The 20,011-nt window shown below is 68.9% G+C and carries 14 protein-coding genes and 1 other RNA gene; 9 read left to right on the forward strand and 6 right to left on the reverse strand.

Features of this window, described 5'->3' with window-relative positions; translation table 11 throughout:
* Positions 1–14: 14 nt before the first annotated feature.
* A non-coding RNA gene (locus FHR56_RS12365) (sX9 sRNA) lies at positions 15–90 on the reverse strand.
* A gap of 193 nt (positions 91–283) precedes the next feature.
* Here FHR56_RS12365 and FHR56_RS12370 point away from each other — a divergent pair.
* The 3 genes from FHR56_RS12370 (at position 284) to FHR56_RS12380 (ending at position 3,609) form a co-directional block, all read left to right on the forward strand.
* Positions 284–1,195: a tryptophan 2,3-dioxygenase family protein gene (locus FHR56_RS12370; protein WP_160945605.1), complete on the forward strand. Its 912-nt coding sequence runs from the start codon at positions 284–286 to the stop codon at positions 1,193–1,195.
* Positions 1,196–1,475: 280 nt separating this feature from the next.
* Positions 1,476–2,999, forward strand: a complete 1,524-nt coding sequence (locus FHR56_RS12375; protein WP_160945604.1) for an oligopeptide:H+ symporter — start codon at positions 1,476–1,478, stop codon at positions 2,997–2,999.
* A 10-nt stretch (positions 3,000–3,009) separates the two neighbouring features.
* On the forward strand, positions 3,010–3,609 hold the full coding sequence (locus FHR56_RS12380) for a thioredoxin family protein (RefSeq protein ID WP_160945603.1): 600 nt from the start codon (positions 3,010–3,012) through the stop codon (positions 3,607–3,609).
* A gap of 128 nt (positions 3,610–3,737) precedes the next feature.
* On the opposite strand, the gene FHR56_RS12385 is transcribed toward FHR56_RS12380, so the two are convergent.
* Positions 3,738–4,220, reverse strand: coding sequence for a MarR family transcriptional regulator (locus FHR56_RS12385; RefSeq protein ID WP_160945602.1), 483 nt, complete (start codon positions 4,218–4,220; stop codon positions 3,738–3,740).
* A 180-nt stretch (positions 4,221–4,400) separates the two neighbouring features.
* On the opposite strand from FHR56_RS12385, the gene hppD reads away from it, so the two are divergent.
* The 3 genes from hppD to hmgA all read left to right on the forward strand — a co-directional run bounded on the left by hppD (position 4,401) and on the right by hmgA (position 7,319).
* Complete coding sequence (gene hppD / locus FHR56_RS12390) at positions 4,401–5,468, forward strand: 4-hydroxyphenylpyruvate dioxygenase (protein ID WP_160945748.1); 1,068 nt, start codon at positions 4,401–4,403, stop codon at positions 5,466–5,468.
* 142 nt (positions 5,469–5,610) lie between these two features.
* Positions 5,611–6,021, forward strand: coding sequence for a DUF559 domain-containing protein (locus FHR56_RS12395; protein ID WP_160945601.1), 411 nt, complete (start codon positions 5,611–5,613; stop codon positions 6,019–6,021).
* Positions 6,018–7,319, forward strand: coding sequence for a homogentisate 1,2-dioxygenase (hmgA, locus tag FHR56_RS12400; RefSeq protein WP_160945600.1), 1,302 nt, complete (start codon positions 6,018–6,020; stop codon positions 7,317–7,319). Before FHR56_RS12395 ends, hmgA begins: the two co-directional genes overlap by 4 nt.
* Before the next feature lie 102 nt (positions 7,320–7,421).
* Here hmgA and FHR56_RS12405 read toward each other — a convergent pair whose 3' ends face one another.
* Positions 7,422–7,928 carry a hypothetical protein gene (locus tag FHR56_RS12405; protein WP_160945599.1) on the reverse strand — a complete coding sequence of 169 codons (507 nt, stop codon included), beginning with the start codon at positions 7,926–7,928 and terminating at the stop codon, positions 7,422–7,424.
* A 225-nt stretch (positions 7,929–8,153) separates the two neighbouring features.
* Here FHR56_RS12405 and FHR56_RS12410 point away from each other — a divergent pair, with 225 nt between their 5' ends.
* Positions 8,154–8,834 carry a lectin gene (locus FHR56_RS12410; protein ID WP_160945598.1) on the forward strand — a complete coding sequence of 227 codons (681 nt, stop codon included), beginning with the start codon at positions 8,154–8,156 and terminating at the stop codon, positions 8,832–8,834.
* Positions 8,835–8,958: 124 nt separating this feature from the next.
* Here the strand turns inward: FHR56_RS12410 and FHR56_RS12415 are convergent, their stop codons facing one another.
* The 3 genes from FHR56_RS12415 to FHR56_RS12425 form a co-directional block, all read right to left on the reverse strand.
* Positions 8,959–12,081: an efflux RND transporter permease subunit gene (locus FHR56_RS12415; protein ID WP_160945597.1), complete on the reverse strand. Its 3,123-nt coding sequence runs from the start codon at positions 12,079–12,081 to the stop codon at positions 8,959–8,961.
* Between the two features lie 172 nt (positions 12,082–12,253).
* Positions 12,254–15,481, reverse strand: coding sequence for an efflux RND transporter permease subunit (locus FHR56_RS12420; protein WP_160945596.1), 3,228 nt, complete (start codon positions 15,479–15,481; stop codon positions 12,254–12,256).
* Positions 15,482–15,669: 188 nt separating this feature from the next.
* Entirely contained in the window at positions 15,670–16,908 is a 1,239-nt protein-coding gene (locus FHR56_RS12425; protein WP_160945595.1) for an efflux RND transporter periplasmic adaptor subunit, read from the reverse strand.
* 288 nt (positions 16,909–17,196) lie between these two features.
* Between FHR56_RS12425 and FHR56_RS12430 the strand changes: the two genes are divergently transcribed.
* Together FHR56_RS12430 and queF are read left to right on the forward strand one after the other, a co-directional pair.
* Entirely contained in the window at positions 17,197–18,513 is a 1,317-nt protein-coding gene (locus FHR56_RS12430) for a M20 family metallopeptidase (RefSeq protein ID WP_160945594.1), read from the forward strand.
* 547 nt (positions 18,514–19,060) lie between these two features.
* Positions 19,061–19,879: an NADPH-dependent 7-cyano-7-deazaguanine reductase QueF gene (queF, locus tag FHR56_RS12435; protein ID WP_160945593.1), complete on the forward strand. Its 819-nt coding sequence runs from the start codon at positions 19,061–19,063 to the stop codon at positions 19,877–19,879.
* Positions 19,880–20,011 lie beyond the last annotated feature (132 nt).

A 20,011-nucleotide genomic window follows, 5' to 3' on the forward strand; every position in this document is an offset into this window, starting at 1 on the left:
GTGGACTTAAGAGTGGCTGACGAAGCGTAGCGAGCAGTCGCCAGGTGGGTGCGGACGGCGCGGAGGAACCGCAGTGTACGAGTGGTACATGAGGATTCCGAGCACCGTCCGCGCCCGCCTGGTGGCTGCGCAGTAGTTTTGTTAGCCGCTCTTACGCAGATGACTTGACGGCGCCCCCCCAGGCGCCGCCGACGATTGTGCCGGAGTTTGACAAGGTGTGCTGACCAATGTGTGACATTCGTCGCTGCGGTACCCTTGCCGGCCCGGAACGCCCACGCCGCCCATGCCCGTCGAACAGAACCAGCGCCCGCTCGAAGCCGGCATCCATACCGACCTCGAAGGCCGGCTGACCTATGGCGGCTACCTGCGCCTGGACCGGCTGCTGTCGGCGCAGCAGCCGCTGTCCAATCCGCCGCACCACGACGAACTGCTGTTCATCGTCCAGCACCAGACCTCCGAGCTGTGGCTGAAGCTGCTGGCGCACGAACTGGGCGCGGCGATCGCGCACCTGCAGCGCGACGAAGTGTGGCAGTGCCGCAAGGTGCTGGCGCGCAGCAAGCAGGTGCTGCGCCTGCTGACCGAACAGTGGTCGGTGCTGGAGACCCTGACCCCGTCGGAGTACATGGGGTTTCGCGACGTGCTGGGTCCGTCCTCCGGGTTCCAGTCGCTGCAGTACCGCACCATCGAATTCATGCTCGGCAACAAGAACGCGCAGATGCTGCCGGTGTTCGACCACGACCCGCAGGGCCAGGCGGCGCTGCAGGCGGTGCTGGAGGCGCCCAGCCTGTACGAGGAGTTCCTGCGCTACCTGGCCCGCTTCGGCCACGCGGTGCCGGCGCCGTACCGCGCCCGCGACTGGCGCCAGCCGCACGTCAGCGACCCGCTGCTGCGCCCGGTGTTCGAGCGCATCTACGAGAACACCGACCGCTACTGGCGCGAATATGCGCTGTGCGAGGACCTGGTGGACCTGGAGACCCAGTTCCAGCTGTGGCGCTTTCGCCACATGCGCACGGTGATGCGGGTGATCGGCTTCAAGCGCGGCACCGGCGGCTCCAGCGGCGTCGGCTTCCTGCAGCAGGCGCTGGCGCTGACCTTCTTTCCGGAGCTGTTCGAGGTGCGCACCTCGGTGGGGCTGGAAAGCCGGGACCCGGGACTCGGGACCCGGGACCCGGATGGGGCGTCGCAAGCGCCGTAGTGGAGCGCGCTGGCAGGCGCCGCTCGGCCTTGCTGCGCTGCGTTGTTATCGGAGGCGTTCGTCTTCCGCGTGGACGCGGGCTTACCGCATGCGCACATCGCCTTCTTGCCCGGAATCCCTGGTGCTTGAGGTCCCGCTTTTCCGGGTCCCGGGCCCCGGGTCCCGAGTCCCGGCCCGTCCACGCATTTGACGCCACGCCGTCCCTCGGTGATCCTCGCGCGTTGCCCGGCCTGGCCGGACGCACCGCCCCAGCCCATCTGAATACGCAAGGGAACACCGCATGAGCGTTGACGTCGTCGCGTCGAACCACCCCGCCTCACCGCAGCCGCCGTCAGCGCAACCGCCCGAATTCAAGACCCTGCTGGGCCATCCGCGCCCGCTGTGGATGCTGTTCATGACCGAGTTCTGGGAGCGCTTCGCGTTCTACGGCATTCGCTGGGCGCTGGTGCTGTACATCGTGGCGCAGTTCCATGGCGGCCAGGGCACGGGCCAGGCCTCGGCCAGCGCCACCTACGGCGCGTACCTGGCGCTGGTGTATGCGGCGGCGATCTTCGGCGGCTATATCGCCGACCGGGTGCTCGGCTACCAGCGCTCGATCCTGGTCGGCGCCGCGGTCATGTCCACCGGCCTGTTCCTGATCTCCGTGCCCAACCCGCAGATCTTCGAACTGGGCCTGGCCACCGTGGTGGTCGGCAACGGCCTGTTCAAACCCAACATCTCGACCATGGTCGGCAAGCTGTACAGCGCCGCCGATCCGCGCCGCGACAGCGGGTTCACCATCTTCTACATGGGCATCAACCTGGGCGCGATGATCGCGCCGTGGCTGACCCAGCAGCTGGCCGAGAAGGTGTTCGGCACCGAAGCCATGCCGTCCTACAAGATGGTGTTCATCGCGTCGGGCTTCGGCATGCTGATCAGCCTGGTGTGGTTCTGGTTCGGCCGCCGCCAGCTCAAGGGCATCGGCGCGCCGTTGCCGGGCGGCGCAGGCAACATGCGCGTGATCTATGTGCTGCTGGGCATGCTGGTGGCGATCCCGGCGGTGTACCTGGCGCTGGCCGCCGGCGCCGAAGTGCTGCAGTGGATCCTCAGCACCATGTTCGTGGCGCTGGCGATCATGCTGCTGGTGGAGGGCATCCGCAACGGCAAGGTGGCGCGCGACAAGGTCATCGCGATGCTGATCATCTTCGCCTTCAACGTGCTGTTCTGGATGTTCTTCGAACAGGCCGGCAGTTCCTTCACCTTCCTCGCCGACGAGATCGTCAACCGCCAGTTCGGCGACTGGACCTTCCCGACCGCGTGGTTCCAGTCGGTCAACTCGCTGGCGATCATCACCCTGGCGCCGGTCATCGCCTGGATCTGGGTCAAGGCCGGCCGCTTCAATCCGTCGATCTCGCGCAAGTTCGCGCTGGGCCTGATGTTCAACGGCCTGGCCTTCCTGCTGCTGATGTTCGCGCTGTCGAGCCTGGTCAACGACGCCGGCAAGATCCCGTTCTGGACGCTGTTCATGGTCTACGTCATCCAGTCGGTGGGCGAGCTGTGCCTGTCGCCGATCGGGCTGTCGATGGTGACCAAGCTGGCGCCGGTGCGCCTGGTCGGCTTCGGCATGGGCGGCTGGTTCCTGTCCACCGGCATCGGCAACAACCTGTCCGGCATCTTCGCCAGCCATGTCAGCGGCGAAGGCGGCATGACCGTGGCTTCCGCGCTGGGCGGGTATACCTTCGGCTTCTGGGCGTTGCTGGGCGCCGGCGTGGTGCTGTTCCTGATCGCGCCGCTGATCAGCAAGCTGATGCATGGTGTGAAGTGAGGACGTGCCAATGACGATGAACAAGACGATGTGCGCCGCCCTGGCGGCGGTGCTGGCCCTGGGCGGTTGCAGCCAGACGGCGCCGCCTGAAGCGCAGGCGCCGGCCAAGCCGCTGGATACCTCGGTGCAGAAGCCGCCGGTGGCCGATCCCAACCAGCCGGTGGCCTCGGGCAATACCCCGGCGGCCGCCGACATCGCCGCGGCCAAGGCGCTGGGTGCGCAGTTCGACCCCCAGCGCAACCCCGCCGACGACCTGGACACAGCCATGGTCGAGGCCAAGCGCGGCGGCAAGCGCATCCTGCTCGACGTGGGCAACGAGGCGTGCGACTGGTGCCATACGCTGGACACCTTCATCGAGGGCGATGCGGAACTGCGCAGCTTCCGCGATGGGAACTTCGTCTGGGTCAAGGTCAACGTCAGCGACGCCAACAAGAACGAGGCGTTCATGGCGCAGTACCCGAAGATCGTCGACTTCCCGCACCTGCTGGTGCTCGACGCCGACGGCAAGCTGCTGCATTCGCAGGTGGTCGGCGACCTGCAGAAGGGCAAGGGCTACGACCGCAAGAAGTTCTCGGACTTCCTCAAGCAGTGGGCACCGCCCAAGCCCTGAGCGGCGGCGACGCGTCGTTCTCGCAGGAGCGGCTTCAGCCGCGACGGCGCGTTACTGGGAACGCCCGGTCGCGGCTGAAGCCGCTCCTACGGTGTCTATACGGCCCCATCTCGCGAGGTACCGGCGCCTCAGCGCCCGGTCATGCTCGGCAGGCCCTCGGCCGCCAGGCGGTCGATCAGCCGGTTCAGCAGCCGCTGCTCGTCCTCGCTGAAGGGGGCCAGCAGGCGCCGTTCGCACTCCAGCACCATCGGCGCCACCACCTGGTACACCTCCACCCCGGCCGGGGTCAGGTGCAGCACCGAGCGGCGGCGGTCGTCGCCATGGGTCTCGCGCTGGATGAACCCGCGCTCCAGCTGCCGCGCCACCGCCCGGCTCACCGCCACCTTGTCCATCGCGGTGCGCTCGGAGACCTCGCCGGCCGACAGGCCCGGATACAGCGCCAGCACCGCCATCACCCGCCATTCGGTCACCGCCATGCCGTAGCGCTCGCCGTAGACGCGGGCGATGTTGCTGCTGATGCGGTTGGACAGCACGCTGATCCGGTACGGCAGGAACCGTTCCAGATCCAGGGAGGGCGGCTCGGGCGTCGGGGCGGGCGTGGCGATCGTCATGCTGCATTGCACCTTGCTGGTGGTTTCACTTGTAACTACAACGGAGGATACTACGGCCATTCTCGCGAGTCTGGCGTCCGTCCGCACCCGAAATTTCGGCCCGGCCGCCGCACCCCGTCCTCCAGGAGACGCGTCATGAGTGCACAACCGCAACATCCGTCGCAGCCTGCCAACCTCGGCATGCAGGTCACCACCTTCGAGAACCCGATGGGTATCGACGGTTTCGAGTTCGTGGAATTCGCCGCGCCGGCCGGGCAGGGCGAGCAGTTGCATGCGTACTTCCGCAGCATGGGCTTTACGGCGGTGCTGCGCCATCGCCAGCGCGCGATCACCGTGTACCGCCAGGGCGGGGTCAATTTCCTGGTCAACGAGGAACCGGATTCCTTCGCCGCCGATTTCGCCGCCGCGCACGGCCCCTGCGCCTGCGGTTTCGCGATCCGCTTCCAGCACCCGGCCGACGAGGTCTTCGCCAAGGTGCTGGAGAACGGCGGCGAAGCCATCGCCGACAAGGCCGACACCCGCGCGGTGCAGGCGCCGGTGGTCAAGGGCATCGGCGACTGCATGCTGTACCTGGTCGACCGGTATGGCGAGAAGGGCTCGGTGTACGCAGATTTCGAGCCGGTGCCCGGCGCCGAGCAGCATCCGGCCGGGTTCGGCCTGACCTTCATCGACCACCTGACCCACAACCTGTATTTCGGCAACATGCAGCGCTGGTCGGATTACTACGAGCGCCTGTTCAACTTCCGCGAGATCCGCTACTTCGACATCAAGGGCGCCAAGACCGGGCTGGTGTCCAAGGCGATGACCGCGCCGGACGGCGTGGTGCGCATCCCGCTCAACGAATCGTCCGATCCCAAGAGCCAGATCAACGAGTACCTGGACGCCTACCGCGGCGAAGGCATCCAGCACATCGCCTGCTTCACCGACGACATCTACGAGACCGTCGAGCGCATGCGCGCGGCCGGCGTCGCGTTCCTGGACACGCCGGACACCTATTTCGAGGTGATCGACCAGCGCATTCCCAACCACGGCGAGGACGTGCCGCGGCTGGCGCGCAACAAGATCCTGATCGACGCCGACCCGGAGACCAAGCAGCGCAAGCTGCTGCAGATCTTCACCCAGAACTGCATCGGCCCGATCTTCTTCGAGATCATCCAGCGCAAGGGCAACGAAGGCTTCGGCGAAGGCAACTTCAAGGCGCTGTTCGAGAGCATCGAGCGCGATCAGATGAAGCGCGGCGTGCTCTGAGGGCGGAAGGCGGCGAGCGGGGGGCTGACGGCCAAGGTGCTCGAAGCCGGCGGATGCTGACAGCGCATCGCGGAGACTTCCGACAGCCGTTCTAGCCCCTCTCCAACCGGGAGAGGGGTTGGGGTGAGGGTAGGCTTGTGCAATGACGTCCAAGCCGCCCTTGCCCACCACGACATTGGAGCACGCGCGTGATCTGCGCACTGGCATGACCGATGCGGGGCGCCTGCTCCGGTACCACCTGCGCAGCGGTTTGTTGGGATTGAAATTCCGCAGGCAGCATCCGCTGCCGCCGTACGTAATGGATTTCTATTGCGACGCGAGAGCGATGGTGATCGAACTGGATGGTTCTCAGCACACGCTCGCCGTCGATGCGGTGCGTACGCGCTACCTCCAATCGCGAGGGATGCGGGTACTACGTTTCTGGAACAACGATGTGCTGAAACGGCCGGATGCGGTACTTGCGCACATCGTCGCGGTCGCCGGCGGTCTTACCCTCACCCCAACCCCTCTCCCGGTGGGAGAGGGGCTTCAAGCAGAAGAGCCCTCGTCATGAACATCCAACCCAACGGCTACATGTCCGGCTTCGGCAACGAATTCGCCACCGAGGCGGTGCCCGGTGCGTTGCCGATCGGGCAGAACTCGCCGCAGCGCGTCGCCCACGGCCTGTATGCCGAGCAATTGTCGGGCACCGCGTTCACCGCGCCGCGTGGCGTCAACCGGCGCAGTTGGCTGTACCGCATCCGCCCGGCGGTGGTGCATGGCGGCTTCGTCGCCTACGACCGCGCGGCCGCGTTCCACAACGATTTCCAGCGCGGCCCGGTGCCGCCGGATCAGTTGCGCTGGAGCCCGTTGCCGCTGCCGGAGGCGCCGGTGGACTTCGTCGATGGTCTATACACCATGGCCGGCAACGGCTCGGCCGAGGCCCAGCATGGCGTGGCGGTGCACCTGTACGCGGCCAACGCCTCGATGCAGGGCCGCTTCTTCTACGATGCGGATGCGGAACTGCTGATCGTGCCGCAGCTCGGCCGGCTGCGCCTGTGCACCGAGCTGGGCACGCTGGAGCTGGCGCCGCAAGAGATCGCGGTGATCCCTCGTGGCGTGCGCTTCCGCGTCGAGCTGCCCGACGGCCCTGCGCGCGGATACGTGTGCGAGAACTTCGGCGGCCTGCTGCGGTTGCCGGACCTGGGACCGATCGGCGCCAACGGCCTGGCCAACCCGCGCGACTTCCTGACCCCGGTGGCCGCCTACGAGGAAGGCGAGGGCGACTTCGAACTGATCGCCAAGTTCCAGGGCCATCTGTGGCGCGCGCCGATCGGGCATTCGCCGCTGGACGTGGTCGCCTGGCACGGCAACTACGCCCCGTACAAGTACGACCTGCGCCGTTTCAACACCATCGGCTCGATCAGTTTCGACCATCCCGATCCGAGCATCTTCACCGTGCTGACCGCGCCCAGCGACACGCCCGGCACCGCCAACATGGATTTCGCGATCTTTCCGCCGCGCTGGCTGGTGGCGCAGCACACCTTCCGGCCGCCGTGGTTCCACCGCAATGTCGCCAGCGAGTTCATGGGCCTGGTGCACGGCGTTTACGATGCCAAGGCCGACGGCTTCGCCCCGGGTGGAGCGTCGCTGCACAACTGCATGAGCGGGCACGGCCCGGACGCGGCCACGTTCGACAAGGCCTCGCAGGCCGATCTGTCGCGGCCGGACGTCATCGCCGACACCATGGCCTTCATGTTCGAGACGCGCGCGGTGCTGCGCCCGACCGCGCAGGCGCTGGATGCCGCGCATCGTCAGCGCGACTACCAGCAGTGCTGGCAGGGCCTGCGCCGGCAGTTCCGCGCGCCCTGAGCGGGCGTCGGCGCAGCTGCGCTGTTCAGGCTGCTCAGGCCACTGCCGAGGCTGCTTCTGCCGAGGCCGCTGCTGCCGCTGCTGCGGCTGCGGTCTCGGCGCTCAGGCGGCCTCCGCCGCCGCGGTCAGCGCGCCGTGCAGCGATGCCGGCAGGATCTCCAGCACGCGCTCGCGGATGCGCTGCGCGTAGCGCTCGGAGGTCATCTCCGGCATCGTGCGCAGCGCCAGCGCGATCGCGCACAGGGTGTCCTGTTCCTCGCGCGCGGCGCGCAATTGCTGCTGCAGCGCCGGCGAGGCCGGATGCCGCTGCAGTTGCAGCAGGTCCAGCAGATACATGCGCGCATTGAGCAGCGCGCGCCGCGGCTCCGTTGATGCCGGCGGCGCGCTTGTCGCCACCGGCATGGCGACGCTGCTGCGGCCATCGTCCAGGTAGCCCTGCTGCAGCAGGCCCTGCACGATCGCATCGGCACCGCGGCCGCCCAGCGTGGTCAGTTCCTCGACACTGCGCTGGCCGTCGGCCAGGATCAGCACGCGTCGCTGGCGCATGTCCAGCGGCGCATCGTGCGATTGCAGTGCCGCAAGGGCGAGGGCGGTCTTGCGCGGATGCATGGCGGCGGGGTCGGTAGGCGCGCAGCGTCGCGCAGCGCGGTGAAATGCCGATGACAGGCGCGATGCGCTGGCATGTCCGTGTCGACAGCCGCCTGCCATCGGCGCGGTCGAGCGCCTGGTTCGGGACGCGGTGCGCCGCCGCGCGTGCTCGGCGCTGCGTCGCCGCCGCCGTGCAGTGCGAGGGCATGCACGCTAGCCTATGCGCTGGTCCAGCGAGGAACTGCGATGAAGCCGATTCAACCAGGCGTGGCGGTCTTGCTGCTCGCGCTCGCCGCCTGCGACCGGCAGCCGCCATCGCCGCCGGCCGCGCCTCCTGCGCCATCGGCGTCCGCCGCTCCCGCCGCCGCGGCCGACGACGGCGCCTTGCCGCCGCCGGAGATCGACCAGCCCGACGGCGACGTGCCGCCGGCACAGGCCCCGGCCTCGGCGCTGCCGCCGGAACTGGCGGCGGGGGACCGGCAACTGGCGCGCATCGACGGCTACGGCGACCTGCGCCTGGGCATGAGCGCGGCGCAGGCACGTGCGGCCTGGGGCGGCGAACTCGACGGCCAGCCCAGCGCCGGCAGCAGCTGCTACGTGCTGCGTCCGCGCTGGGCCAAGGGCAACCGCCAGTTCGGCCTGATGGTCGAAGACGACGCGCTGGTGCGCTACGACGTGCGCACCGCCAAGGAAACCGCGCCCGGCGGCGGCAAGGTCGGCATGGACCTGGCGCAACTGCGCGCGCTGTATGCCGGCCGGCTGGAGGAACAGCCGCACAAGTATGTCGAAGGCGCGAAGGTGCTGCGCGTGCGCGGCGAGTCCGGCCAGCCCGGCGTGCTGGTGTTCGAGACCGACGCCGCCGGCAAGGCCGTCGCCTGGCGCGTCGGCCTGCCGCCGCAGGTGGATTACGTGGAGGGTTGTGGCTGAAGGGCGGGGATTGGGGAGTCGGGATTGGGGATTCGTAAAGGCGGCGCTATCGAGCGCTTGAGGCACAGCGGATCACGCCAGCCCTAACGCCGTACGGATGCCCGCTTTTGCGAATCCCGAATTCCTAATGCCGAATCCCTGCCGCAGCAAGCTGGCGCCGCTCGCGCCGCCGTGCGCGGCGGGCGTACCAGCGTTCGCGCAGGCAGGAGAAGATCACGTACAGCGCCGGGGTGCTGAGCAGGGTCAGGCTCTGCGAGATCAGCAGGCCACCGATCATCGCGATGCCGAGCGGGCGGCGCAGTTCCGAGCCTTCGCCCAGGCCCACGGCCAGCGGCACCGCGGCCAGGATCGCCACCATCGTGGTCATCATGATCGGGCGGAAGCGCACGATGCAGGCCTCGCGCGCGGCCTCCAGCGGGGTCTTGCCGTGCTCGCGTTCGGCGACCAGGGCGAAGTCGATCATCATGATCGCGTTCTTCTTGACGATGCCGATCAGCAGCACCAGTGCGATCATCGAGATCACCGACAGTTCGGTGCCGGTGACCCACAGCGCCAGCAGCGCGCCCATGCCGGCGGCCGGCAGCGTGGAGAGGATGGTCACCGGGTGCACCAGGCTCTCGTAGAGCATGCCCAGCACGATGTAGACCACCACGATCGCGGCCAGCACCAGCACCAGCATCGAGTTCGGCTGCAGCTGCACGCCGAAGCCGCCGCCGTCGGCGATGCGGATGTCGCCGGGCATGCGCAGCCCGGCCACGGCGGCGGCGATGATCGCATCGCCCTCGCCGGTGCTCACGCCAGGGGCCAGGTTGTAGCTCAGGTCCATGGTCGTGTACTGGTTCATGTGGGTGATCTGCGACGGCGCCAGGCCCGGCACCTGGTGGGCGACCGCGGTCAGCGGGATCATCGTGCCGTTGCGGGTGGGCACGTAGATGCGGTTCAGCGCCGCCGGCGTGGCGGTCTGGTCCGGCAGCGCGTTGACCACCACGCTGTACTGGTTGAGGTCGGAGTAGATGGTGGAGATCTGGCGCTGGCCGAACGCGCCGTACAGCGCGCCGTCGATGGCGCCGATCGACACGCCCAGGCGCGCGGCCAGGGCGCGGTCGATGACGATGTTCTGGCGCAGGCCGGCGTTGTCCACGTCGGTGCCGACATCGCGCAGCTTGGGGTTCTGCTTCAGCGCGGCCTGCAGTTTCGGCAGCCACTCCTGCAACTGCGCGTTGTCGTTGCCCTGCAGCGAGACGCGGTACTGCGCGCCCTGGCTGGTGCCGCCGCCGCCGTCGCTGGGCAGGTCCTGGATCGCGCGCAGGCGCAGCTGCAGGTCGGGGTAGCGGTCGGCCTTGGCGCTGAGCCGCGCCAGGACCTCGGCGGTGGTGTCGGTGCGGCCTTCGTCGCGGCGCTTGAGTTCGATGTTGAAGCTGGCGCTGGAACCCTGGCGGCTGCTGCCCAGGCGCGCGCCGACGATCTTCACCGCCGGGTCGGACATCAGCATGTCGGTGATGCGGCGCTGGCGGCTGACCATGTCGGCGAAGGACACGGTGGCGCTGGAGGTGGCGCGTCCCCAGATCAGGCCGGTGTCCTGCGCCGGGAACGAGCCCTTCTTGACCGCGCCGGCCAGGAACACCGTGGCCACGATCAGCAGCAGCGGGGTCAGTGCCAGCAGCAGCGCGTGGCGCAACGAGAAGTCCAGGGCCACGGTGTACACGCGCAGCATGCGTTCGTGCATGCGCTCCAGCCAGGCGCCGAAGCGGCCGGGGCGTTCCGGCTCGGCGTGCGCGGACAGGAAGCGGCTGCACAGCGCCGGGGTGAGCGTGAGCGAAACCACCGCCGAGACGCAGATCGCCGCCACCAGGGTGACGGTGAACTCGCGGAAGAACACCCCGATCATGCCGCTGGCGAACAGGATCGGAATGAACACCGCCACCAGCGAGGCGGTGATCGAGACGATGGTGAAGCCGATCTCGCGCGCACCGGCCAGCGCCGCATCCAGCCGCGACATGCCTTCGTCGAGGTGGCGCATGATGTTCTCGATGACCACGATCGCATCGTCGACGACGAAGCCGATCGCGATCACCAGCGCCAGCAGGCTCAGGTTGTTGAGGGTGAAGCCCATCACGTGCATCGCCAGCGCCGCGCCGGCCAGCGACAGCGGCACGGTGGCCGCGGCGATCAGCGTGGGCGCCAGCCGACGCAGGAACAGCGCCATGGTCAGCACCACCATCGCCAGGCTGATCATCAGCGTGGCCTGCACCTCGTTGAGCGAGGCGCGGATGGTCGGGGTGCGGTCGAAGTACGCCGTCATCCTGGTGCCCGGCTGCAGGTAGGTGCGCAGCATCGGGATCTCGGCCTTGACCCGGTCCACCGTCTCCACGATGTTGGCGCCGGCACGGGTGAACACGTACATCACCACCGCCGGCTTGCCGCCGAACCAGGCCGCCTGGTAGGCGTCCTGCTGGCCGTCGTAGACGTTGGCGATGTCGCGCAGGCGCACCGTGCGGCCCTGCTGCTGGCTGATCACCACCTGGCCGAAGTCGGCGGCCTTGGCCACCGCGTCGTTGGCGACGATGGCGGTGGTGGTGGTGCCGTCGCTGAGGAAGCCGGTGGGCGAGGTGACGTTGGCAGCGCGCACCGCATTGCGCAGGTCGTCCGGGGTCAGGCCCATGGCATTGAGCGCGCGCAGGTTCACGTCCACCCGCACCGCCGGGGTGGAGGCGCCGCCGATGTCCACCGAGGACACGCCGCTGATCTGGCGCAGGCGCTGCGCCAGCAGCGAATCGGCGACGTTGTACAGCTCGTCGGCCGATTGCGTGTCCGAGGTCAGGGCGATGGCGATGACCGGGTCGTCGTTGGGATTGGCCTTCTGGTAGCGCGGCGTGGCCAGGCCGGAGGGCAGGTCGGCCTGCGCGGCGTTGATCGCGCTCTCCACGTCCTGTGCCGCCGAGTCGATGTTGCGGTTGCTCTGGAACACCATGAACACCTGGCTGTTCCCCTCCGAACTGGAGGAACGCATGGTGTCGATGCCGGGCACCTGGCCCAGGTGCCGTTCCAGCGGCGCGGTGACCGTGGACGCCATGGTCGCGGCGTCGGCGCCGGCCTGGCTGGCCTGCACGAAGATCACCGGGATCGAGATGTTCGGCAGCGCCGCCACGCCCAGGCGCAGGTAGCACATCATGCCGATCACGAACAGGCCGATGGCCAGCAGCGCGGTGCCGATGGGACGGCGGATGAAGGGCGCGGAGATGTTCATGGGGCCGGGACCAGGAGAGCCGGGACCCGGGACTCGGGACACGGGACCCGTGCGAATTGGTCGCTTTGTTGTTCAGTGGCAAGCGCGTAGGTATGGCTGTTTTGCAGGTGCGCGCGGAGCCCGCTTTGCGGGTCCCGGGTCCCGGGTCCCGGGTCCCGGCTTCTCAAGCCCCTCATGCCGGCCGCTCCATTGACACCCGCGCCGCGCGCCGCTCGCGCCATGTCCGCACACGCTCGGAGGCACGTTCCATGTACAGGTAGATCACCGGCGTGGTGTACAGGGTGACCAACTGCGACAGCAGCAGGCCGCCGACGATGGAGATGCCCAGCGGGCGGCGCAGTTCCGAGCCGATGCCGTCGCCCAGCGCCAGCGGCAGCGCGCCGAGCATCGCCGCGGCGGTGGTCATCATGATCGGGCGGAAGCGCAGCAGGCAGGCGCGGCGGATCGCGTCGTGGGCGCTGGCGCCCTCCCGGCGCGCGTCGATCGCGAAGTCGATCATCATGATCGCGTTCTTCTTGACGATGCCGATCAGCAGCACGATGCCGACGATGCCGTCCACCGACAGGCTCAGCCCGCACAGCATCAGCGCCAGCAGCGCGCCGACACCGGCCGGCGGCAGGGTGGAGATGATCGTCAGCGGATGGATGTAGCTCTCGTAGAGCACGCCCAGCACGATGTAGATCAGCACCACCGAGGCCAGCAGCAGCCACACCACGTCGGTCTGGCTGCCGGTGAACTCGGCGGCCTTGCCGATGAACTCGGCATGCAGCTGCGGCGGCAACTGCAGCTGGGCGCGGGTCTCCTCGATCGCCGCCACCGCCTGCGACAGCGAATAGCCCGGCGCCAGGTTGAACGACACCGTCACCGCCGGCAGCTGCTGCTGGTGGCTGACCACCAGCGGCGTGGTCGACTGCTTGGCCTCGGCCACCGCCGCCAAGGGCACGGTGCCGCCGCTGCCGACGGTGATGCCGGTGTTCTGCGCGCCGATGCCGGTGGCGGTGGACGAGTTGCTGGAAGTGGTCTGGCCGAAGCTGGTGGCGTTGCTCGCGGTCAACGCGCCGCTGCCGTTGCTGGCCACCGCCAATTGGTTCAGCAGCGCGGTGCTAGTGCGGAACTCCGGCGCCACTTCCAGCACCACGCGGTACTGGTTGAGCTGGGTGAAGATGGTGGAGATCTGGCGCTGGCCGAAGGCGTCGTACAGCGTGTCGTCGATGGTCTGCATCGGCACGCCGAGGGCGCTGGCCTTGTCGCGGTCCACGCGCAGTTCCAGCGCGCGGCCCTGGTTGGCCAGGTTGTTGTCCACGTCGGCCAGTTCCGGGCGCTTGCGCAGCGCCTCGGTCAGGCGCGTGGCCTGGGTCGCCAGTTCGGTGCTGTCCACGTCCGAGAGCGAGTACTGGTACTCGGTGGCGGCCACGCGGGTATCCAGGGTCACGTCCTGCACCGGCTTCAGGTACAGCGCCACACCGGGTAGCCCGGCCACCGCCTTCTGCAGCCGCGGCAGCAGGTCTTCCAGGCTGTCGCGGTCGCTGCGCGGCTTCAGCACGATGCTGAGCTGGCCCTGGTTGAGCGTGGGGTTCATCGAGCCGGCGCCGATGAAGGCGGCCACGCCGGTCACCGCCGGGTCGCGGCGCAGCGCCTCGGCCACCGCCTGGGTGCGCTGCTCCATCTGCGGGAACGCCACGTTCTGGTCGGCCTGGACCACGCCGGTGATCAGCCCGGTGTCCTGCTCGGGCAGCAGGCCCTTGGGGATCACCACGTACAGCAGCACGGTCAGCACCATGGTCGCCAGCGCCACCAGCAGGGTCAGCTTCTGGTGGCCCAGCACCCAGTCCAGGCTGCGTTCGTACAGCCCCACGGTGCGCGACCACAGCGTAGTCTTGCCGGCCGCCGCCGCGCGCTCGTGCGCGTCCTCGCCCTCGGGCAGGGCGTCGGGCTTGAGTAGGTAGGCACACATCATCGGCGTGAGCGTCAGCGACACCAGCATCGAGATCACCACCGCGATGCTCAGCACCCAGGCGAACTCGTGGAACAGGCGGCCGGTGACGCCGGGCATCAGGATCAGCGGCAGGAACACCGCCACCAGCGACACGGTCAGCGACAGCACGGTGAAGCCGATCTGGCGTGCGCCGATCTCCGCGGCCTCGCGGCCGCTCTTGCCCTGTTCGATGTAGCGCACGATGTTCTCGATCATCACGATCGCATCGTCGACCACGAAGCCGGTGGCCACCACCAGCGCCATCAGCGACAGGTTGTCCAGCGACATGCCGGCGAAGGCCATCACCGCGAAGGTGCCGGCCAGCGACAGCGGCACCGCCACCGACGGGATCACCGTGGCCCACAGCCGGCGCAGGAACACGAAGATCACCGCCACCACCAGGCCGATGGTCAGGATCAGGGTGAACTTGACCTCGTGCACCGAGGCACGGATGGTCTCGGTGCGGTCGGAGAACACGTCCAGGTGCACGCCCGCCGGCAACACGCCCTGCAGCTGCGGCAGGATCGCGCGGATCTGCTCCACCGTCTGCACGATGTTGGCGCCGGGCTGGCGGCGCACTTCCAGCAGCACCGCCGGCTTGCCGTCGGCCCAGGCGGCGAGCTGGTCGTTCTCCACCCCGTCCACCACCTTGGCCACGTCCGAAAGCCGCACCGGCGCGCCGTTCTTGTAGCTGATGACGGTGTCGCGGTACTCGGCGGCACTGGACAGCTGGTCGTTGGTGCCGATGCTGTAGGACTGGGTCTTGCCGTTGAGCGAGCCCTTCGGCGCGTTGACGTTGGTCTGGGTCAGCGCGCTGCGCAGCGCCTCCATGGTCAGGCCCATGTTCGACAGCTGCGCCGGATTGACCTGGATGCGCACCGCCGGGCGCACGTTGCCGGCGATCGACACCAGGCCCACGCCCGGCACCTGCGACAGGCGCTGGGCCAGGATCGAGTCGGCGTAGTTGTTGACGTCGCGCAGCGGCAGCGTGTCGGAGCTGAGCTTGAGGGTGAGGATCGCCGCGTCGGCCGGGTTCACCCGGTTGTAGACCGGCTGGTAGGGCAGCGAGGAGGGCAGGGTGGACTGGCGGATCGCCGCCTGCACGTCCTGCGCGGCGATGTCGATGTCGCGGTCCATCGCGAATTGCAGCACGATCGTGGACAGGCCGGCCGACGAGTCGGAGGTCATCATCTGCAGCCCGGAGATCTGCCCGAGCTGCCGCTCCAGCGGCGTGGTCACCAGCGAGGCCATGGTGCTGGCGTTGGCGCCGGGATATTGCGTGGTCACCACCAGGCTGGGCGCGTCGATTTCCGGCAGCGCCGACACCGGCAGCTGCCGGTAGCCGAGGATGCCGAGCAGCAGCACGCCTGCCATCAGCAAGGTGGTGGCGATCGGGCGGCGGATGAAGATCGTCGAAAAGCCCACGGGGAAGATCCTTGCTGGTGAGAGTCCGGCGCGGCGGTGCCGGCGCCGGGGAAGACGGCGGAATCAGCGGCGGCCGTGGCCCCGCGCCGCGATCGCGGCGCGGCATGGCGACGCCGCCGCCTGCAGGCGCCCCAGTCGCGGCCTGCCGCGCGGGCGCGGCACGGCCCTCGCCGGGGCGCGCGGCGCGCTCAGCGCGGCCCGCCGCCGCCGCGGCGTCCGCCGCCGCGTTGCTGCTGCTTGCCCTCGGCGGCCTTCAGTTCGGCCTCGGTCGGCTCCGGTGGCGCCTCGCCCGGCTTCAGCGCGGTCACCTTGGTGCCGGGCTTGAGCCGGAACTGACCTTCGGTGACCACCCGCTCGCCGGCCTTCAGGCCTTCGGTCAGTTGCACCTGGCTGTCGCCGACTTCCGCGCCCTGCTTGACCGTCTGCATCTTGACCGTGTTGTCGGCCTGCACCACGTACACGTAGTCGCCGTTGGGGCCGCGCTGCACCGCCTGGGTCGGCACCACCACCCCGTCGGGCACGGTGCGCAGGGTCAGGCGCACGTTGACGAACTGGCCCGGCCACAGCGCGCGGTCGTTGTTCGGGAACACCGCGCGGACCTTGAAGGTGCCGGTGTCGACGCTGATCTGGTTGTCGATCACGTCGACCTGGCCGTCGCTGGCGATCGGATGCGCGTCGGTGCGGTCCAGTGCGGCCACCGGCAGCGGCGCCGCCGCCTGCGCCTGGCGCACGTCCTGCAACTGGATCTCGGGCAGGTTGAAGGTGACGTAGATCGGGTGCACCTGGGTGATGGTGACGATGGTGCTGCTGGTGCTGACGATGTTGCCCACGTCCACCCCGCGGATGCCGGCGATGCCGTCGCTGGGGGCGAGGATGCGGGTGTACTGCAACTGCACCTGCGCCGCGCGCATCTGCGCATCGTTGGCGGCGACCGCCGCTTCGTACTGCGCCACCTGGTTGCGCTGGGTGTCCAGGTCGGTCTTGGCCACGTACTGCCGGTAGGCCGGCGAGTCGGAGCGCTGGAAGGTGGAGCGCGCGGTGGCCAGCAGCGCCTGGTTCTGGCGCTTGCTCGCCGCGGCCTGGTCGTAGCTGGCCTGCAGCGAGCGCGGGTCGATCTGCGCCAGCAGTTCGCCTTTCTTGACTTCCTGGCCTTCGCGGAAGTTCAGGCTCATCAGTTGGCCGCCGACCTGCGGGCTGACGGTGACGGTGCTCAGCGCGGTCACCGTGCCGGTGGCGGTGGCGTAGATCGGCACCGCCTGGCTGCTGGCGGCGACCACCGTGACCGGCACCGGCGTGTTATCGCCGTCGTCGCCCATGCCGGCGTCGCCCCCCTTGTGATGCCCGCCGCCGCGCATGAAACGCGTGCCCACCACCACCAAGGCCACCGCTGCGAGGATCAGCAGCGCAATCTTCCAGAAACGCGACATCCGGGGAAACTCCTGTGGCGAGGCGGGGTGGAGGACCCTCCCGCAGTGGCTGGTGCAACGGTCGCGAAAGCATATCGCCGGCGCGTTGCGATTGGACCATGACTGAAGGGACAGACCCCGCGGGCGGGCGAGGCCGGTCGTTCGCTCTCGCAACGCACCGGCGGCGCATCGGTTGACACGGATTCGCAAAGGTTTTTTCCCCGCGGCGGGATCCACGGCCGCCCCCGACCGACCGCCGATGCACTACATTGACTGAACGCCTGTTGCGTCCCGACCTGGAGTCCTGCCATGCCGCGCCTGTCCCGCCTGCTGTCCGCGATGCTGTTCGCCGTCCCCGCCCTGGCCTGGGCGCAGAGCGCCGAGCGCCCGGAGGTGGCGGCTGCCGCGGCCAGGCTGCAGGCCAAGGTGGTGGAGTGGCGGCGCGACTTCCACCAGCACCCGGAGCTGTCCAACCGCGAGGAGCGCACCGCCGCCAAGGTCGCCGAGCGGCTGCGCGCGCTGGGCCTGAAGCCGCAGACCGGCATCGCCCACCACGGCGTGGTGGCGATCGTCAAAGGCGCGCTGCCCGGGCCGAAGATCGCCCTGCGCGCGGACATGGACGCGCTGCCGGTGACCGAGCAGACCGGCCTGCCGTTCGCCTCCAAGGCCACCGGCGAGTACCGCGGCGAGACCGTGGGGGTGATGCACGCCTGCGGCCACGACGCGCACACCGCGATCCTGCTCGGCGTGGCCGAGGCCCTGGTGGCGATGCGCGCGCAGCTGCCGGGCGAGGTCATGCTGGTGTTCCAGCCCTCGGAGGAGGGCGCGCCGGGCAACGAGGAGGGCGGCGCCTCGCTGATGCTCAAGGAAGGCCTGTTCCGCGACTTCAAGCCGCAGGCGATGTTCGGCCTGCACGTGTTCTCCAGCGTCCAGGCCGGCAAGATCGCGGTGCGCGGCGGCCCGCTGATGGCCGCCTCGGACCGCTTCAGCATCAAGGTGGTCGGCCGCCAGACCCACGGCTCGGCGCCGTGGAACGGCATCGACCCGATCGTGGCCAGCGCCGACCTGATCGGCGCCGCGCAGAGCGTGATCAGCCGTCGCGCCAACCTGTCCAAGCAGCCGGCGGTGCTGAGCTTCGGCGCGATCAAGGGCGGTATCCGCTACAACATCATTCCCGACGACGTGGAGATGGTCGGCACCATCCGCACCTTCGACGAGGGCATGCGCCAGCAGATCTTCGCCGACCTCAAGACCGTGGCCGAGCACACCGCCGCCGCGCACGGCGCCAAGGCCGAGGCGCACGTGCCCGACCAGGACGGCAACCCGGCCACGATCAACGACCCGGCACTGACCGCGCGCATGCTGCCCAGCCTGCAGGCGGTGGTCGGCGCCGGCAACGTCTACGAACCGCCGCTGCAGATGGGCGCGGAGGATTTCTCGTACTACGCGCAGCAGTTGCCGTCGATGTTCTTCTTCGTCGGCGCCACCGGCCCCGGCATCGACCCGGCGACCGCGCCCAGCAACCACTCGCCGCAGTTCCTGCTCGACGAGACCGCCCTGGACGTCGGCCTGCGCGCGATGCTGCAGGTCTCGTTGGATTATCTGGGGATGAAGCCGGAGGCCTGAAGGGGTGGGATTGGGGAGTCGGGAGTGGGGATTCGTAAAAGCGACAGTCCCGCAGCCTCGTGGAAGGCATCGTGCGTCGGCCCGGCAGCGATGGACAGATGGACATCCGTAGGAGCGGCTTCAGCCGCGACGGGCGTTACCGGGAAGACTGTCGCGGCTGAAGCCGCTCCTATGCGCGCGGCGCTGGATCGCCTCTGTGGGAGCGACTTAGTCGCGACGCGGGAAGCCCAGAACCGAGGGATTCCTTCGACACCAATCGTGGCCGCCCTTCCAGACTCGCATGTGCCCTGCGCCCTTTCCCTGTAGGAGCGGCTTCAGCCGCGACGGGCATGACCGGGAAGGCTGTCGCGGCTGAAGCCGCTCCTACGACGCGCGGCGTTGGATCGCCTCTGTGGGAGCGACGTCAGTCGCGACGCATGAAGCCTTGCAGCGACGCAAGCACCTCGACACAAGCGCGTGCAGCATCGCTTCGCCACTTCCGAATCCCCACTCCCCAATCCCCACCCATACACCTCCCAGCCAGAACGCGCCCGCTACACTGCACCACATGAACACCCCCCAGGATTCCAGCCTCGGCCGCGAGGTCGCCTACCCGTCGCAGTACGATCCCGCGCTGCTGTTTCCCATCCCGCGCGCCGCGGCGCGTACCGAGATCGGCCTCGACCCCGTGGCGCTGCCGTTCTTCGGCGTGGACCGCTGGCATGCCTACGAACTGAGTTGGCTCGATGCGCAGGGCAAGCCCTGCGTCGCCACCGCGACCTTGCAGGTGCCGTGCGCCTCGCCGAATCTGATCGAATCCAAGTCGCTCAAGCTCTATCTCAACTCGCTCAACGCGATGCGCTTCAACAGCGCCGAGGCGCTGCGCAGTTGCATCGTCACCGACCTGTCGGCGCGTGCCGGCGCCGACGTGGCGATGGAATTCGGCCTGCCGCCGATCGACACGCTGGGCGAGGGCGAATCGCTGGACGCGCTGGACATCGCCATCGACTGCTACGGCCCGCCGCGTCCGGACTTCCTGTCCGCCGCCGACGGCGAGGTGGTCGAAGAGACCCTGACCAGCGAATTGCTCAAGTCCAACTGCCCGGTCACCGGCCAGCCGGACTGGGCGTCGCTGCACATCCGCTACCGCGGCGGCCGCATCGACCGGGAGGGGCTGCTGCGCTACCTGATCAGCTTCCGCGAGCATGCCGGCTTCCACGAGCAGTGCGTCGAGCGCATCTTCCACGACCTGATGACGCGCTGCCGCCCGCAGTCGCTGCAGGTGGAGGCGCGCTACACCCGCCGCGGCGGCCTGGACATCAATCCCTGGCGCGCCACCCCGGACGTGGCCGAACCGCTGAGCTTCCTGCGCGATCTGCGCCAGTAACCAGACACCGCGCCGACACCGCAATGGTGCGGCGCCGTCCGCACCTGTGCTCGCCTGCGATCGGCTGCTTTCAGCGTGCTTGCGATGCGCGTGTCGCGCACCGCTCCCGAACCGATTGAACGACGGTCCCTG

The sequence above is a fragment of the Xanthomonas sp. F10 genome, assembly GCF_014206815.1.
GTDB lineage: Bacteria > Pseudomonadota > Gammaproteobacteria > Xanthomonadales > Xanthomonadaceae > Xanthomonas_A > Xanthomonas_A indica.